This window comes from Paenibacillus sp. (genome assembly GCF_035645195.1).
Taxonomy (GTDB): Bacteria; Bacillota; Bacilli; order Paenibacillales; family YIM-B00363; genus Paenibacillus_AE.
Window position 1 is genome coordinate 24,303 of sequence record NZ_DASQNA010000022.1, and the last position, 17,382, is coordinate 41,684.

Below are 17,382 nucleotides of genomic sequence, written 5' to 3' on the forward strand. Positions count from 1 at the left end.
TGGAAAGTTTCATACAATGAACCGGGTAAAGTCGCTTTCAGAGGCTGTCGGACGACAAGAACATACCCGATTAAAAACCGCTGAGAATGCGGTTTTTTTGTTTTTTCGGACAAGTTCTTGTCGCTGACGAGCGACAAGAACTTGACCCCTTTGTTGATGCGCGACAAAAACTTGACCCTTTTGTAGACTGTATGGATATCACATCAGTATCCGGCGCAAATTGCTTTTTTTCGATTATAAGATCCTTTCAATTAAAATCCCCACTTGTTCTGCCATTACACGGGGCGGATAAGGCATTTCATTCTTGAACCACCATTCTATTTCTTCTACGTATGCCCCTCCAATAAATCGAAGAATAATATCTTTACTTAATCCCTGATTCTTTCCTTCTGATATATTCACTTCAGCCTCTAGCTGTTCGATGACAAACTCAAGGAACTGTCTACGAAATGAAGGGGCCCCTTTACTCTCTAGCATCGTCGAAAAGAATAAATAATTACTTTCAAGGTATTCGAACCAGACGGTATTTCCGTCTATAAAATCCATTTCAGCTGATGATTCGCACAAAATCTGGAGTTCATTAATATGCTCTTCAATCAACTTATCTAGCAGATCGTATTTGTCCATGTAATGAAGATAGATGGTTTTTCGGCTCACATTTGCCCTGTCGGAAATATCTTGGATCGTGATCTGATTAAAATCTTTTTCAGACATCAGTTCTAGAACAGCTTTTTTTATTGCTTCTTGAGATTTGGCTATTCTTCTGTCCACCTTTGCCATGATTGTATGTCACCACACTTTCTTAAACCAGTAATTATACACTTTCGTTATATTTGTGTACTACTACACGAATCGCGCTCATTTAACCATTGAAGAACCTGATACTTTTTATAATAATACACACATGTCACCTAATTCATCAATGGGTATTTTTCTACGAGCATTTACTTTGGCTCGATTACATCTATAGGAAAGTGAGGACGAATCAGATTGGAATATGTGAAACTTGGCAATTCGGGATTGGATGTATCGCGGATTTGTCTCGGTTGTATGAGCTTTGGTATTGGAGAACGTGGCGATTTTCCATGGGCTCTTAATGAGGAAAGCAGTCGTCCGATGATTAAAAAAGCGCTGGAGTTAGGGATTAATTTTTTTGATACCGCAAATATTTATTCGGACGGGACAAGCGAGGAAATTACCGGGCGAATTTTAAGGGATTATGCAAACCGGGATGAGATTGTTATTGCGACAAAGGTTTATTTTCGCGTGCGGAAAGGTCCAAATGGTGCCGGGCTTTCCCGTAAAGCAATTATGAGTGAAATCGATAAAAGTCTTAAGCGCCTTGGGACCGACTATGTAGATCTGTATCAAATCCATCGCTGGGATTACGACACTCCCATTGAAGAGACGATGGAAGTATTACATGATGTGGTGAAAGCAGGAAAAGCGAGATACATCGGTGCTTCTTCCATGTACGCTTGGCAGTTAATGAAGGCTAACCATGTAGCGGAGAAGAACGGATGGACCAAGTTTGTTAGCATGCAAAATCACCTCAACCTCCTCTACCGTGAGGAAGAGAGAGAGATGCTGCCGCTTTGTAAGGAAGAGAAAATCGCTGTGGTACCGTGGAGCCCGCTCGCTGCGGGAAGATTAACCCAGCCATGGGGGACAGCAGCCGACCTTCGCTCCAAAGTAGATGAAATTGGAAAAATAATTTATTCGGCAACAGCCGATTCTGACCGAAAAGTTGTCGACCGCCTAGAGGAACTAGCGAATATACGCGGCGTACCAATGGCGCAAATTGCACTTGCCTGGTTGCTTCAGAAAGAACCGGTAGCGGCTCCGATTGTTGGCGCGACGGAAATTTCTCATATTGAACAAGCTGCCGGCGCCCTTTCGATCAAATTGACACCTGATGAGGTTGCATTCCTGGAAGAACTGTATGTTCCGCATCCGGTGCTCGGTATGTTCCAAAATTAATGATAAGAAAGGATTGTGCTCTTTAGTATGTGCAATAATCATGCAAACAATTTGACTCGTGCGCTAAGCGTACCAAGTGCCAAAACAGCATTTGAGCAGACGACAATCGAACGCAGAGAGTTAAAACCGGAAGATGTACTCATTGATATTAAGTATTGTGGCATTTGCCACTCTGATATTCACCTTGCTCACAATGATTTTGGCAGTGGGATCTATCCAATGGTCCCCGGTCATGAAATTACCGGGGTCGTGACGGCGGTCGGAACAAACGTAACTAAATTCGCTGTTGGGGATCGCGTTGGCGTTGGTTGCTTTGTGGACTCCTGTGGAGAATGCAAATATTGCGTCCGTGGGGAGGAGCAATTTTGTACAAAGGGCGTCGTTATTGTATTTAATTCGTTAGACTACGATGGGCAAATGACATACGGTGGATATAGCCAAAAAATTGTTGTAAAGGATAACTTTGTTGTCCATATTCCTGACGGTTTGGAACTAGATGTGGCTAGCCCGCTGTTGTGTGCAGGTATCACGACCTACTCTCCTTTGAAACACTGGAACATCGGGCCGGGCAAGAAGGTTGCCATCGTAGGGATGGGGGGGCTCGGGCACATTGCAGTCCAATTCGCGCATGCTTTGGGTGCTGAAGTAACGGTCTTGAGCCAGACGATGAATAAGAAAGATGAAGCCCTGAAATTGGGCGCAGACGATTTCTTTGCAACCAATGATCCGGCAACTTTCAATGAATTGGCTGGACGATTTGACTTCATCTTAAACAGCGTATCCGCAAATATTGACGTTGATGCGTATTTATCCCTGCTTGATGTAGACGGTACACTTGTAAATGTCGGTCTGTCAAATCAACCAGATCAGTACAATGTTTTCTCCTTATTTGCAGGGCGCCGCAGCATCGCTGCTTCCAACGTCGGTGGAATTCCGGAAACACAAGAGATGCTCGATTTTTTTGCTCAGCATGGTATTGCTCCAATGATTGAGGTAATCCGTGCTGATCAGGTTGACGAAGCGTATGAGCGTATCCTCCGCAATGACGTGCGTTACCGATTCGTGATCGATATGTCTACATTGTAATTAGCTGGCGATAATTTGGGCACCTTACTTTGGTAGATAAAACAGGAGGGCTTTTCAATGCAAATGGTTACTTTATCTAATGGAACTAAGATGCCGATTTTAGGTTTTGGAGTATATCAAATTCCGGATCTTGAAGCATGCGAACGGGTAGTGAGTGAAGCTATTGAAGTGGGGTACCGTTCTATCGATACTGCTCAGGCTTATGGGAATGAAGAAGCAGTTGGCAATGCAGTTCGTAAAAGCGGCATACCGCGTGAAAAATTCTTCATTACGACAAAGGTTTGGATTTCCAATGCCGGATATGAAAAAGCGAAAACCTCCATAGACGAGTCTTTGCGTAAACTGCAAACAGACTACATTGATTTAATGTTGATTCATCAACCATTCAATGATTACTACGGTACGTATCGGGCTATGGAAGAGTATTATAAAGCCGGAAAAATCAAAGCGATTGGTGTTAGTAATTTCTATCCTGATCGTTTCATTGATATCGCTCAGTTTAGCGAAATCACACCAATGGTTAACCAAGTCGAAACGCATGTGTTCAACCAACAAAAACAAGCACAAAAAATAATGGAGAAATACGGAACACAAATTGAATCTTGGGGACCTTTTGCAGAAGGAAGAAATGATTTCTTTAACAATGAAACCCTAAAAGAGATTGGTGAGCAATATGGTAAATCTGTTGCTCAAGTGGCTCTTCGTTATCTCATTCAACGCAATGTTATTATCATTCCTAAAACTGTAAATAAAGAACGAATGATTGAAAATTTTAATGTCTTTGATTTTGCATTATCAAACGAAGACATGGATAAAATCGCCAAATTGGATCAGGGTCAAAGTTTATTTTTCTCACATTATGACCCAGAAACGGTTGAATTCTTAACGGGACTAGGTAAATAAACCAGAATCAGTGCCAAACCATCGGGATTGATAAGGGGACTTGCTCTAATTCTTCTACTATCCAAGAGCTATAAAATAAAAAAATTGCTGCCCCGAAGTATTCTTTGAGGGCAGCTTTTTAGTGGAAGGTGTTTTTCGATTAAGTAACGTTTTGATCCTAGGTGCAAACGGCGGAATCGCACGGCTAGCTATAGATTTGGTTTTGAATTTTTAGCATTTTTGTTAGGAATAGGATTAAGTTCCTCAATTTTTTTTGAAAGTCGATGAGCAGCTTTATGAATGGATGGTGAAGAGCCTAAAATGAACAGAAAAGAATTGAGTGAACAGAAATATAAACAGCTATTTGGCACTGGGGTACCTGCCGCATACGTACCGACCCTGATTTTCAGGAAATCTTGAGCCGCTTCATTTTTGGGGAAATTTTCCATCAAGGTAACCTTGACGATAAACAACGGGAGCTTATCACTTTAGTGGTGCTTACGACAAACCAAACGTTGCCCCAATTAAAGGATCATGTAAACGCCGCGCTAAACGTTGGGCTGACACCAGTGCAAATCAAGGAAGCAATTTATCAGTGTGCGCCATACATTGGATTTCCCAAAACACTGAATACGATAAATGAAGTTAATGAGGTTTTCAAAGCGAGAAATATTGCATTGCCGCTTGAAAACCAAACACAGGTCGAAGAAAATAATCGGTTTGACAAGGGGCTTGCCGTGCAGGTAGAGATCTTTGGTGATGTCATTGCAAAAATGCGCGTAAATGCACCGGAAAATCAAAAGCACATACAGGGGTTTCTTTCCGCCTTTTGTTTTGGAGATTTCTATACTCGCGGCGGACTTGATTTGAAAACACGCGAGCTGCTGACGCTTTGTATCGTAAGTAGCTTGGGCGGTGCTGAAGGTCAAGTGAAGGCACATGTGCAGGGCAACGTAAATGTGGGCAATAACAAGGAAACATTGATTACGGTTATTTCCCACTGCCTTCCCTATATGGGCTTTCCGAGAACGCTGAACGCACTAGCATGCGTTAATGAAATTATTCCTTAAATTTAAGAAGCAAAGGAGAGAAATACATGTTTAACGAAACTTAAAAATTATCAAATGGTGTAGAAATTCCAAAATTAGGTCTTGGTACTTGGCTGCTTAACGATGAAGAGGCGGCACAAGCATTGCGTGATGCGGTATCTATCGGATATCGCCATATAGATACTGCTCAGGCTTATAGAAATGAAGCTGGTGTTGGCGAAGGAATCCGTTCCTGCGGTGTCACAAGAGAAGAACTCTTTCATAACGACAAAGGTTGCTGCAGAATTAAAGACCTATGAGGCAGTTACGCAGTCCATTGATGAGTCATTAGCAAAAATAGGACTGGATTACATTGACCTTTTGATTATCCACAGCCCACAGCCTTGGAAGGAGTTCGGTGAGGAAAACCGATACTTTGAGGAAAACAAAGAAGCATGGAAAGCAATGGAGGATGCTTATAAGGCCGGCAGAGTAAAGACAATCGGTCTTTCTAACTTCCTTCAGGATGATGTAGAGAATATTCTTGCAAGCTGTGAGACTAAGCCTATGGTAAATCAGATATTAGCACATGTGAGCAATACTCCTTTGGAGCTGATTCAATTCTGCCAGAAGAATGACATCCTGGTAGAGGCATATTCACCAATAGCACACGGTGCAGTCCTTGATAATGCAGAGATTAAGGTAATAGCTGATAAGTACGGAGTATCTGTTGCTCAGCTTTGCCTTCGTTATGATATTCAGCTTGGTCTTGTAGTAATTCCTAAGACGGCAAATCCAGATCACATGAGAAACAATGCAGAGCTTGATTTTGTTATCAGCGATGCAGATATGGAGTCTTTGAAGAATGTAGAGCACATCCAGAATTATGGTGAGCATAGTTTCTTCCCGGTATTTGGCGGGAAATTAAAAACAGGAGGAAGGCAAAATGGTAAAACATGAAGAAGTAAAAAATGGCGTTATTTTCCCGGTGGGCGAAAAAAATGAAGCATATGCACAATATTTTGTGGGACAAAGTTATATGAAAACATTAATAGCTGATCCTAAAGTGAATGTTGGTGTTGGGAATGTGACCTTTGAACCGGGATGCCGCAATAACTGGCATATTCATCGTGATGGATTTCAACTTTTATTAGTAACCGGTGGCGAAGGTTGGTACCAAGAAGAAGGTAAACCTGCTAAATTCTTAAAAGCCGGTGATGTTATTGTCACCCATGATGGTGTAAAACACTGGCATGGTGCTACAAAAGATAGCTGGTTTGAACACATTGCAATTACCGCAGGAAAGCCGGAATGGTTGGAACCCGTAAGTGATGAAGAATATAACAATCTCAAGTGAATGAATTACCAAGTAGAAACGGCAGCCGTGATTCGGCTGCCGTTTTATACTCATGCTTTGGGCGGTTGCTGCATGGACGTTCGGACCGACGCAGAACTTTAACCTGCTTTCATTTGCTCCGGAAGCTTCCGGCATCATGCTTAGCATGAACAGGCCGATCCAACAGATCGATAATATCGATGAATCGCCCACAGCTACTCCTCCGATGCCAGCACCAACAGCGAAGCAGAGCTGCACGAAACTGCTGCTGCTGCGGTCGCGACGGCTGTCATCGTTGCGTCCGTTTCCTTCAGGCTAACCCGTACGTTCACGAAACGCGCAACAAGCAGACAACTAAACGAAGGAGAGTTTTAAATTTGACAAATGTTTTAATCCTTGGAGCAAGCGGGGGAATCGCTCGCGTTGCCATTGATTTATTCCTTAAAGAAACTGATGCGCAGCTGACACTTTATTTGCGCAACCCACGCAGACTAGGAAGAGTGGATTCTAGTCGTGTTAGAGTAATCGAAGGCGATGTAATGGATATTGAAAAATTAAAAGAAGCAATGAATGGACAGGACGTTGTTTATGCAAATTTAGCTGGTGCTTTAGAGCAAATGGCAAAGAATGTTGTCGAAGCAATGAACGCTTCCGGAGTCAAACGCCTCATTTGGATCAGTTCAATGGGAATTTATGATGAAGTCCCTGGTGAGAAACATGGCAGCATTTTAGACCCATATCGTAAGTCAGCTGCGGTAATTGAAGCTTCGAACCTGGATTACACGATTTTGAGACCGGGCTGGTTTACCAATAAAGATGAAATTGACTACGAGACGACCCAGAAAGGCGAACCATTTAAGGGGAATGATGTATCGCGTAAGAGTGTTGCAGATTTGGTTGTTAAACTAGCTGTAACTCCGAGCTTGGAAGTTCGCCGCAGCTTAGGGGTAAACAAGCCTGAATAAATACAGTAATTCGCTTAAGTGGAAGGAGATTGAATTATGCAAAAAAGAAAACTAGGAAATAGCGGTTTAGAAGTATCCGCTATTGGGCTTGGTTGCATGGGCATGAGCCATGGTTATGGTCCTGCATCAGACAAAGCAGAGATGATTTCTCTTATCCATGCGGCGATAGATCGCGGTGTTACCTTTTTTGATACCGCCGAAGTTTATGGTCCTTTTGTAAATGAAGAGCTCTTAGGTGAAGCACTTGCCTCATTCAAGGGGAAGGTGGTCATCGCCACCAAATTCGGAATTCAAATGGAAAATGGCAAACAGGTACTTGACAGCAAGCCGGAGCAAATTAGGAAATCCGTCGAAGGATCGCTCAAACGCCTTAAATCGGATACCATTGACCTTTACTATCAGCATCGAGTTGACCCGAATGTGCCGATAGAAGAAGTAGCCGGAGTTATTCGGGATCTGATTCAGGAAGGCAAAGTAAAGTATTGGGGACTTTCCGAAGCAGGTGTAGGTACGATTCGCCGCGCGCACGCGGTTATACCACTCACGGCAATTCAAAGTGAATACTCAATGATGTGCAGATTCCTGAAGAAGAACTGCTACCAACGCTTGAAGAACTCGGAATTGGCTTCGTTCCCTTCAGCCCGCTAGGCAAGGGATTCCTTACCGGAAGAATTGAAAAGAATACAACCTTTGTTGAATCCGACTTCCGTAGCATGGCTCCCCGCTTTCAACCAGAGAATCTCGAGGCAAATCAGGTTTTGGTCGAACTCATAAAGAAGATTGCCGCAGAGAGAAACGCAACGCCTGCTCAAATTGCACTCGCATGGGTACTTGCCCAAAAGCCTTGGATTGTCCCGATCCCTGGCACGCGCAGACTGGAACGCCTGGAAGAAAATCTTGGCGCGGCCAACGGTGAACTGACTCCCAAGGAATTAAGTGATATACACAATGCGCTTTCTAAGATCGAGATTTCAGGAGAACGCTATCCGGCGGGTTCGGATTACGCAAAAAGAGTGGGTAAATAGAAGGCTCATTAAAGTAGAGTAATCGTTTTGGGTATAGTTCTATACTTTATGGTTCCGCTGATCGGTGGAAACGCATTACAGCGGGTTTGGAGGAGGAAAACTTTGAAGAAACTATTTAGTCTTGCCCTCGGGTTGGTTACAGCTTTCGCATTTTCTGCTTGTGGAAGCAACGACAATGAGATAGCAAACGTTGCTCAAGAAGCGGAACAGTCAAGAGCTGACAGTGCCATGACAAACAGTGCTCAAGAAGCGGAACCGTCTGGAGATGCTAGTGAACAAGTTAAACTCCCGGAGAATTATGATAAGGACGTGCTCTATACGACAGTGACTCGTGGAAATGCCAAAGAACTGCTATATACAAGTCGGGAAACGATTGAAGCAGTGAAGGATGGACAGCCTATCCCCAGTGGTTCTGTCATCACACTTGAGATCTACAGGGATGGAGAATTAACCGATATCTTCGTGAATGAAAACGCTCAGACTGGGGCGACGAGACTCCTCCCGAGGAACGTAATGGTGATTGGCGGTACCAGGCTTTCACAGCTGACAAGTCAGTTAATACCAATAGAAAAATCGGAAGCTGCATTTCTTGCCATGCAACTCAAGAACAAGATGACTTTGTGTATACGTTAGATGAGATGAAGAGCTACGATCTCGATGATTTTATGGGAGCTGTAGATGCTACGGAGATCCGTCCAATCGAAGAATTTTATGAAAATACAGAGAATAACATCTTTAATAAATGTGATCCTCCTGAGGTTTTGGGAAGAATTTGTAAAGGATGGGTTTCGGGTGAAACCTATGGGGAATTATTTGAGTTTGTAAGTCAATCCGGTGTGGTGCTAAGTGGGAAGCGACCGAAGGCACTCAAGATGGAGAATCTCGTAGAGATATGTGACAACTCGTTATCCTATGAAGGGGCATTGATACTAGGTGCGGTTTTAGAACTATTGCCCTTAGTTAGGAACGAGGGGCTTGAAAATATATCTGACCTGATCGAGGATTTTCAAAAAAAGCTCAAGTATGGTTTGCCGTCTCGAAAAGCTGTGATTCTTTATGAACTTGGATTTTCAGACAGAGTTGTTGCACAACAGCTAACCGAGTTGTTGGGAGTAGGAGGTACTTATAAAGAAACAACTATAATACAATTAAACGATAATGAGGAAGCCGTAAGAAGTCTTTTGACGAATTACCCAGCGTATTTCCAATGTAAAAGGGGTATGCAGAATGTATTTCCCAACTCTATTGTCAATGTCTAAGGTTTACCGTCCAACGTAATTACCAACTCTAATGTAAAAATGGTGAGCATGAATAAAACAACAAAGCCTTAATACTACAGGTTTCTTCAATTCCCAACTCTAATGTCACTAAACATCCGTTCGTAAAAAAGACGGAAAGTAGTTGGGAAACTCGGAAAGCAGTTGAAATAGTCGGAGAGTAGTTGGAAATGTAGGAAAGTAAGTTTGACGAGAATGTTTTACAGCAAGAACGGCCCCGGAGATGCTTTCCGGGGCTTTTCCTTTGGGGAGGCTAGATATGACTAATATCGGTGAACGTGTAAAGCACGTTAGAAAATTACATAAGTTAAATCAACAAGAATTCTCGAAAGCTATAAACATATCACAGGGTCGTCTAAGTGAAATTGAAAAGAATATTTGCAAACCTTCTGCCGACACCTTAATCTCATTAGCCACAGGCTTTAATGTTAATTTGAACTGGCTTATTTTGGGGGAGGGGGAGCACTTTAAATCCTAGGCTGGCGGAAACGGCATTGAGCTAAAGGATTTAGGTGGTGTTAATAATGGGAGAAAATTGCCTTGTGTCGATGCGGATGAGGCACGGGCCGGTTCCCTACGCTACGGAACCCGGAACGGCGCGGCAAAGAAACAACCGTTGAATAATCAAGATCCGCTAATTATTGTCTCATGAAAATAAAGTTGTAGACTGAGAAAATAAAGTGTTAGACCGTGAAAATAAAGTTCTAGACTGGCAGCGGTGGCGTTAAGCTAACTGGGCATATACTACAATTTCAGCATCCCACTTTGTGGTAAAATATACAAGATGGGGGTGGTGTGGCTGAAATCGAAGAAACCAACTGTTAAAATTATTTCCCTAATCACTGCATTACTTTTATTCGGAATGTTTGTTTATTTCTCAAAAACCACACTAACGGCCCAGGCGGTGGTACTTGAAAAAACCGGGGTTAATGCCATTGTAGTTGCAGACTACAGCGGTGTACGTACCACAGTTAAAACAGCTGTAAATATTAGTGAACTAGTACAGGAGGGGGGGCAGTATTACATTTCATATAAAACCAGAATGTGGGGAGCTCCCGAGCTGCTAAGCATCAAGAAGACTGACGGACGTTGATTATGCTCGAGAGAGCGACGGTGGACCCGATCCATCGCTTTTTTTTTGCATTGTAGCGAGGCCACTGAGCTATCGGGCAGTATAGTTTAGTTAAATCTGTTAAAATGAGGGTGGTGTATCGTAGGAGGAAGAAAATGTTTAAGGATAAGTTCATCTATTTAATTGTTTTGTTAGGTGGAGCGTACTTGTTATATAAAGGTGTAGAATTGTTGGCTTTTAAAGGTATACCAAAAACCGGTCAGTATACTTGTAAGAGGCGTGTTCTTAAAGCGAAAGGTGGGTTTAAATGAATCGGCTAGCGGGACTGGTACTTATCGGCTTTTCATCACTTACAGCAGCAATAGTCTTGGCACTTGCAGGGCTTGCTCAAAATGTCGATGAAATCGACGGGACATATAGTAATGACTATTTCAGTCAATTACCAGTTTGGGTTTATATACTTATATTAATCCCTTTTGTTATTGGGTTGATATTATGCGATAAGAAAGATTCTGAAAAATAGGGACGAGAGTGTGGCGATGGACCTGTCTATCGATATCCCCGTATAAGTGCTTAAAAACAACTGGATTTTTCCAGAAAATTGGCCCCGAATCTCATTCAGGGCTTATCCTTTGAGGAAGGCCCTCTCCCAATTGTTTGTAATATTCCAGAACAAATTCCTTGAACTTCTTTGCCGCTTCGGTCATATACCGATGGGTATACCATGAAATCTCGATCGTTCGGGTGCTTATGGGCTCTTCGATGGAAACAAGAGCGACGGAGGAGCCCTCGGAGCCGCCCCACGTTAACGAAGGTATAAAAGAGACGCCGAGGCCGGCTCGAATTAAACTGCGGACCATTGCGGGCTCGTCGCACTCGTAAATGATGTGCGGGATAAATCCTGCGAATCGGCAGAGGGAATCTGTCGTTTCGCGCAGCCGCTTGCCCGGTTTTAACCCGATAAATCGTTCCTCCGCAAGTTCATGCAAGCGTACGGTTTGGCGGTGTGCCAGCCGGTGGCCGCTTGGGACCGCGAGCTTAATCTCTTCCGTCAACACCGGCACAGACTCGGTTCCGGGAATAGTAAATGGGGATGAGGAGATGCATAAATCAAAAGACGGGTAGACGGAGCTCCCCGAATCATGCTGCAGCAGCTTAAATTCAACTTCCGGATATTGCTGCCGGAACTTCGAAATCATATCGGGCAACAAATAAGATCCGACTTGAATGTAAAAGACAAGGTTTCCTGTAGGTCGTCCCGCGAGGTCTAGAAGCTCCTGTTTGCCATCCTCCAGCGTTTGCAAAGCCGCGTCAACTCTGGCTAAAAACCGCCTTCCGAACTCGTTGAGCTGAATCGTCTTCCCCGTACGATCGAACAGTTTCACGTTCAGTTCTTTTTCCAGGTTTCCGATCATTTTGCTTAGGGCGGGTTGGGCGATCTGCAGCGATTCTGCGGCTCTCGTCATATGTTCAAGGCGCGCGACAGTCTGAAAATATTTGAGCGACAAGAGATCGATGGTATCCCCTTCTTTCTTTATAACAAAATACATATGAACTATATATATAATGATATATTTTAAATTATATAAAAACAACCCTATACTAGGTTTGAAAGCAAACCTTGGTAAGGGGGAAGAATGCTGACTATGTCGGGATTTCGGCAGACAACGGTTGCGTGGGCGTTAGCGGGGGTCTTAGCGGTGCAATCGCTCATTCCAATGAGCATGGAAGCGGCGACAAGGAATGATGTGACCGGCAAAGAGATTCAGAAGCTTGTAGATTCAGGTGTCATCCAGGGAGAAGGGTACGGCATTACGGAGGCTTATTTGCGCAAGCCGACCTCAAGACTTCAGGCCGGCATTCTTTACTTGCGGATCGCCGGCTTGGAGGAAGAAGCTTTATCTTACGCAGCCTCCTCTTCTTACGAGAACGCATCCGTATCAACAAAGATGCAGCCGCTCCTAGCCTATTTATTTGAACACCCTTATCTCGGATGGGGGAGCGACTCCGAGCCTCTAGGTCAAATCAGCGCAGAGGAATATGGGAGAGTTCTATTAACGCTCCTAGGTTATTATGAGAATATCGATTACCCGCGTGAGGAAGTGCTCTCTTTTGCGAAGGAAAAGGGGTTGAACGTGATTGCCGGAGGTGGACTCATGAACAACGAACGTACAATCAAAGCTACATACGAGGCTTTATCGATGCAGATCAACCAAGGGAACGAGACACTGGCAGAGCAATATACGGCCAGTCGAAATAAAGCGAATTTTAAGCCGCAGCCGCTGATCGAAACGGTATATGGAAAGATCAGAGGCACGCGGCAGGCTGAGGCTGGAGTCTTAGAGTGGCTGGGAGTCCCTTACGCACAATCCCCGGTTCATGAGCTTCGCTGGAAAGCGCCTCGCGAGCTTGCGAGCTGGGACGGCGTTATAGAGACGACCCGATACGGCAATAGCTGCGTGCAGTCCGCCAATGGCAAGACGATCGGCGAGGAGGATTGCCTCTACTTAAATATATGGCGTCCGGACAACGCCAGCTCTAACCTTCCGGTTCTCGTATTCGCGCACGGCGGCGGCAATATGAGCGGTTCCGGACAGGACTTTAAGGGAGATCAGTTGGCTAGGGAAACAAACAGTATCATTATTTCCGTGAATTATCGGTTAGGCGCGATGGGATTCTTTCGCCACCCCGCCCTTAGAACAGGAGACGCAATCGACGATTCCGGGAATTACGGGTTGTTGGATATTCTGCACTCCTTGACATGGGTGCGCGACAACATCGAGTCGTTCGGCGGGAACCCGAACAATGTTACGCTGTCCGGTCAATCGGCAGGCGCAAGGAATGTACTTGCTGCCATGATTTCTCCGCTAGGGGAAGGATTATTCCATAAAGCGGTCGTTCTGAGCGGCGGCTTGACCACGGCGGACCCTTCGAAAGGCGATGCCAAATCGGATGAGATATTAAGCATGCTGCTGATCAAGCACGGGAAGGCGGGGGACGCGGAAGAGGCACGGGAGTGGATCCAGTCGCAATCCGCGGAAGCGATCGACGCCTTCTTGCGCGGATTGGACGCGGCAGAGTATGCCCAGGCATACGGACAGGTTTCGATCCAAATGGAGCCGTTCCCTCATTTGTTCGAAGACGGCGCGGTCATTCCGAAGGAAGGGTTTAAGCGGATCGATTCCGGTCATTATCACAAAGTCCCCGTGATACTAGGGAGCACGGCAACCGAATTTTCCGTATTCGCGCTGTCGGACCCGGATTTCCTGCCATCCATCATGGATGGAAGCTTGTTTAAAGACAGCCAAAAAATGAAGCTGTACAGCGCATCCGTGAAGTACGGAAGCGGCTTGTATGCCGGATTCAACGCGGAGCGGGTGGCAGAGCGGCTTGCGGGACAACCTGGTCAGCCGCCGGTGTATGCGTACCGGTTCGGTTGGGGAACAAGGGATGGAGTCATTGATCCGGGCCACCGGTTCTTGATGGGCGCAAGGCACGGAGCGGATATAATGTTTTATACGGGTGACGTTGCGACTGTAACGCAGTATTTCCCTAAAGGGTACGTTACGGAAGAGAACGAGCCTGGTCGAGAAGCCTTGACGGCCATCGTACGAGGGTACGTGAAGCAATTCCTTTATACCGGCAATCCGAACGGCGAAGGACTTCCGCTTTGGAACGAATGGAGCGACGAAGACAACGCGGAGAAAATCCTGAAGCTGGATGCGGATGATGCGCAGGCGATCGTTGCCATGTCTGCCGAATACCTGAAGAACGAAGACATTCTTGCCGAGATGGAAGCGGATCCGAGTCTTTCGGCGGAACAGAAGGCTTGGATTAAGGATCAAATATTTGCCGGACGATTCTTCTGGAAGCCCTAATTCAATTGTTACACGCGAGGCGAAGGGAGCCCTCCACCGGGCGCCTTCGCTGTTTGTATATAATATCTTGCAGTATAAACAACTGCCGAGAAGGGGGGACGAGCATTGATCATCGAACTTCTTATGCTATTGCTTATTGGACTCCTCGCCGGCATGTCGGGCTCCCTGGTGGGGCTTGGGGGAGGGTTTATCGTTGTTCCCGCTCTGGCCTTTTTGTTTCCGGACATGCTCCCGGCGCATCTGGCAGGCACCTCGATGGCGATGCTGCTCGTGAATTCCATCTCCAGCACCTATGTGTATGCCAAGCAACAAAGAATCGAATACCAAGCCGCGCTATGGTTTGCCGCCGCCTCGATCCCAGGCTCCGTGATTGGGGCCTTCTGGGTGGAATCGATGACGGGGAAGGCTTTTTATATAGGTTTTGGCGCATTTCTTATATTCGTCTCGCTGCTGCTTATATTTAAACCGAAACAGTCTATTGGCGCGCTGCACTTCCGGCCGACCGTGTCCAGGACATTGGTGGATGCCTCGGGGGAAAGCTTCCCATTGGCGTATCATCTTCCCGTCGGCGTTGCCATCAGCTTTTTCGTGGGGTTCTTATCCAGTTTGTTCGGGGTGGGCGGCGGCAGTCTGATGGTACCGACGATGACGCTGCTGCTCCTCTTTCCCCCGCATATCGCCGTCGCGACTTCCATGTTCCAAATTAGCCTGTCCGCTGTTGTAAGCACGACGACCCATGCTTTTTTATTGAATATTGATTGGATGAAAGTGCTGATGCTCGCTCCGGGCGCTTTCGTTGGCGGACAAATCGGCGCGCGCCTCGCCAAGCGGATTCCGGCAGGAGTCCTTGTGAAGGTGTTAGCGGTCATGCTTATGCTTGTTGCGTTCCGGTTGATGATGAAGTCGTAAACCATCAATATGGACATAAACAAATCTTAACAGCGTTGGCGTCAGAATAGCACCGATTGCCACGGAAAAACAGCGAAAGTTAACAATTCGTCGGTCGCTCTCGAGTTGGTTCTCGATGCAGAATTAGACGCCCAGGGACAATTTGACGGAGAAGTCTATTTGGATCTCATCGACCTTGAAACAGACGAGTACGTAGACTGGTACCAATCAAGCGTGCAGAATATCCCTTATGATAAGACGACAGTCCACTACAGCACGTACAACGCAGCCATCGATGCGGGCTGGTCGGTAAATACGTATTAAGCAGCAAAACGCTAAAAGCGCACACGGCGCTTTTAGCGTTTTTTTATGCGCGAGCAAGTCCGTTGCGACGGGCTTGCTCTTTTTTTAATGCAGCCTATTTCATGTGGATTTAAGGTTCGCGCGTTATACTGTCTCTGAGGCGTTTCCAGGGAAAGGGTGAACGGAACCGATGAACGCGAAACGATGGATGATGCTGGGTACTTTGGCGATAGCGATCGCGGTAGGACATCCGCTATACAAGGAAGGTACGCTCCCGGACGCAGCACCCCGGGCTTCCGCCGACTCCGAATCGGACGACGGCGACGCATTGCTGCAAGCGCTTGGACTTGAGAACGACGAGCAGCTGCGGGAAGCGATCTACGACGGGTTCTCGCTCGCCGATATCGCGCGCGCCGGCGGGAAAGACCCCGCGGCCGTGGTCGAACTGCAAGTGGCGGAGGCGTTGGCGCTGCTTGAGCAGCGGTACGCGAGCGGCAGCATCACGGAAGAAACATATCTCGCGCAGCGCGAGGAAATCCCGGAAGTCGTGGAACGAAGCGTTTACGACACCTAACGACGAAAAAGAACAGCCGGAGCTGTTCTTTTTTTGTCGATTATTCGCCCGATGCCTTCAGCCCGCAAGCATCCGCTAAAATTTCGAAGGAGCGTAAGCGGGCGTGATGGTCATAGATTTGGCCTGTGACCATAATCTCGTCCGCCCCCGTTTCCTCCACGATCGCTTGCACCCCTTCGCGCACCGTGTCTTTATCTCCAGTTACCGTGTATCTCAGCTGGCTTCGCACAATTTCTTCTTCGTGCGCGCTCCAGAGCGGAGCCATGGAGTCCACCGGAGGCCGAAGCTTTCCGGTGCGGCCGCGAATGATGTTCAGGAACGCCATCTGATGAGAGGTGCCCAATCGCTGCGCTTCCTCATTGGTGTCCGCCGCGACGACGTTGATGGCCACCATGGCATACGGCTGCTCCAGCGCCTCCGAAGGACGGAAGCTGGACCGGTAGAGATCTAGTGCCGGCAGCAAATATTCAGGGGCGAAATGGCTTGCGAACGCAAACGGCAAGCCCAATTGCCCGGCTAACCGAGCGCTGAATCCGCTGGAGCCTAACAGCCAAATCGGAATGTTCAGCCCTTCTCCAGGGTATGCGCGAACCGACCTGTTCCCCGGAGGAGGGGAGAAAAATTCGCGCAGCTCTTCAAGCAATCTGGGGAAATCCTGCCCGTCGCTGTCCAGTCCGCGCCGCAGCGCTCTGGCAGTCAGTTGGTCGGTGCCCGGCGCCCGGCCGAGGCCGAGATCGATCCGTCCCGGGTACATGGATTCCAAGGTGCCGAACTGTTCCGCAATGACGAGCGGGGCGTGATTCGGAAGCATGATGCCGCCGGAGCCTACGCGGATCTTCGTGGTGCCGGCGGCCACATAGCCGATCACTAGCGACGTAGCCGAGCTCGCGATGCCTGGGAAGTTGTGGTGCTCTGCAAGCCAGTACCGGTGATAGCCCCACCGTTCTGCATGTTGGGCCAAATCGAGCGTATTTTTGAAAGAATCCGCCGCTGTCCCGCCCTCGACGACGGGCGCCAAGTCCAATACGGATAATGTCGTCAAAATGGGGATTCCTCCTCACGTGTGAGTTGAGCTCTCAAACTGTAAT

17 protein-coding genes and 1 pseudogene are annotated in these 17,382 nt (G+C 46.7%); 15 read left to right on the forward strand and 3 right to left on the reverse strand.

The genetic code is table 11. The features are described 5' to 3' along the window. Positions 1 to 234: 234 nt before the first annotated feature. The gene (locus VE009_RS11595) at positions 235 to 780 is read right to left on the reverse strand and encodes a TetR/AcrR family transcriptional regulator (protein WP_325007715.1); all 546 of its coding nucleotides are present in this window, start codon (positions 778 to 780) and stop codon (positions 235 to 237) included. 210 nt (positions 781 to 990) lie between these two features. Between VE009_RS11595 and VE009_RS11600 the strand changes: the two genes are divergently transcribed. The 12 genes and pseudogenes from VE009_RS11600 (at position 991) to VE009_RS11660 (ending at position 11,174) form a co-directional block, all read left to right on the forward strand. Next, a complete protein-coding gene (locus VE009_RS11600; RefSeq protein ID WP_325007717.1) occupies positions 991 to 1,980 on the forward strand; it encodes an aldo/keto reductase in 990 nt (329 codons plus the stop codon). A gap of 27 nt (positions 1,981 to 2,007) precedes the next feature. Next, complete coding sequence (locus VE009_RS11605) at positions 2,008 to 3,066, forward strand: NAD(P)-dependent alcohol dehydrogenase (RefSeq protein ID WP_325007719.1); 1,059 nt, start codon at positions 2,008 to 2,010, stop codon at positions 3,064 to 3,066. Between the two features lie 57 nt (positions 3,067 to 3,123). Then, positions 3,124 to 3,969, forward strand: coding sequence for an aldo/keto reductase (locus tag VE009_RS11610; protein ID WP_325007721.1), 846 nt, complete (start codon positions 3,124 to 3,126; stop codon positions 3,967 to 3,969). Between the two features lie 395 nt (positions 3,970 to 4,364). After that, positions 4,365 to 5,018 (forward strand): carboxymuconolactone decarboxylase family protein, encoded by a 654-nt coding sequence (locus VE009_RS11615; RefSeq protein ID WP_325007722.1) that lies wholly within the window; start codon positions 4,365 to 4,367, stop codon positions 5,016 to 5,018. Positions 5,019 to 5,198: 180 nt separating this feature from the next. Next, positions 5,199 to 5,936 (forward strand): aldo/keto reductase, encoded by a 738-nt coding sequence (locus tag VE009_RS11620; protein WP_325007724.1) that lies wholly within the window; start codon positions 5,199 to 5,201, stop codon positions 5,934 to 5,936. Further along, complete coding sequence (locus VE009_RS11625) at positions 5,923 to 6,333, forward strand: cupin domain-containing protein (RefSeq protein WP_325007725.1); 411 nt, start codon at positions 5,923 to 5,925, stop codon at positions 6,331 to 6,333. The genes VE009_RS11620 and VE009_RS11625 overlap by 14 nt, the downstream gene beginning before the upstream one ends. Positions 6,334 to 6,689: 356 nt before the next feature. Continuing rightward, entirely contained in the window at positions 6,690 to 7,277 is a 588-nt protein-coding gene (locus tag VE009_RS11630) for an SDR family oxidoreductase (protein ID WP_325007727.1), read from the forward strand. A gap of 36 nt (positions 7,278 to 7,313) precedes the next feature. Continuing rightward, a pseudogene (locus VE009_RS11635) lies at positions 7,314 to 8,302 on the forward strand (aldo/keto reductase). A gap of 620 nt (positions 8,303 to 8,922) precedes the next feature. After that, a complete protein-coding gene (locus tag VE009_RS11645; RefSeq protein WP_325007731.1) occupies positions 8,923 to 9,561 on the forward strand; it encodes a hypothetical protein in 639 nt (212 codons plus the stop codon). A gap of 277 nt (positions 9,562 to 9,838) precedes the next feature. After that, positions 9,839 to 10,057, forward strand: a complete 219-nt coding sequence (locus VE009_RS11650) for a helix-turn-helix transcriptional regulator (protein ID WP_325007732.1) — start codon at positions 9,839 to 9,841, stop codon at positions 10,055 to 10,057. 306 nt (positions 10,058 to 10,363) lie between these two features. Further along, the gene (locus VE009_RS11655; RefSeq protein WP_325007734.1) at positions 10,364 to 10,672 is read left to right on the forward strand and encodes a hypothetical protein; all 309 of its coding nucleotides are present in this window, start codon (positions 10,364 to 10,366) and stop codon (positions 10,670 to 10,672) included. Positions 10,673 to 10,958: 286 nt separating this feature from the next. Beyond that, positions 10,959 to 11,174 carry a hypothetical protein gene (locus tag VE009_RS11660; RefSeq protein ID WP_325007736.1) on the forward strand — a complete coding sequence of 72 codons (216 nt, stop codon included), beginning with the start codon at positions 10,959 to 10,961 and terminating at the stop codon, positions 11,172 to 11,174. Between the two features lie 91 nt (positions 11,175 to 11,265). Here the strand turns inward: VE009_RS11660 and VE009_RS11665 are convergent, their stop codons facing one another. Then, positions 11,266 to 12,159 carry a LysR family transcriptional regulator gene (locus VE009_RS11665; protein ID WP_325007738.1) on the reverse strand — a complete coding sequence of 298 codons (894 nt, stop codon included), beginning with the start codon at positions 12,157 to 12,159 and terminating at the stop codon, positions 11,266 to 11,268. A gap of 216 nt (positions 12,160 to 12,375) precedes the next feature. Between VE009_RS11665 and VE009_RS11670 the strand changes: the two genes are divergently transcribed. From VE009_RS11670 to VE009_RS11680, 3 genes are all read left to right on the forward strand, one after another. Continuing rightward, positions 12,376 to 14,529 (forward strand): carboxylesterase/lipase family protein, encoded by a 2,154-nt coding sequence (locus tag VE009_RS11670; protein WP_325007740.1) that lies wholly within the window; start codon positions 12,376 to 12,378, stop codon positions 14,527 to 14,529. A 105-nt stretch (positions 14,530 to 14,634) separates the two neighbouring features. Continuing rightward, positions 14,635 to 15,438: a sulfite exporter TauE/SafE family protein gene (locus VE009_RS11675; protein WP_325007741.1), complete on the forward strand. Its 804-nt coding sequence runs from the start codon at positions 14,635 to 14,637 to the stop codon at positions 15,436 to 15,438. 472 nt (positions 15,439 to 15,910) lie between these two features. Next, a complete protein-coding gene (locus VE009_RS11680) occupies positions 15,911 to 16,294 on the forward strand; it encodes a hypothetical protein (RefSeq protein ID WP_325007743.1) in 384 nt (127 codons plus the stop codon). A 40-nt stretch (positions 16,295 to 16,334) separates the two neighbouring features. Here the strand turns inward: VE009_RS11680 and VE009_RS11685 are convergent, their stop codons facing one another. After that, entirely contained in the window at positions 16,335 to 17,336 is a 1,002-nt protein-coding gene (locus VE009_RS11685; RefSeq protein WP_325007745.1) for an LLM class flavin-dependent oxidoreductase, read from the reverse strand. Positions 17,337 to 17,382 lie beyond the last annotated feature (46 nt).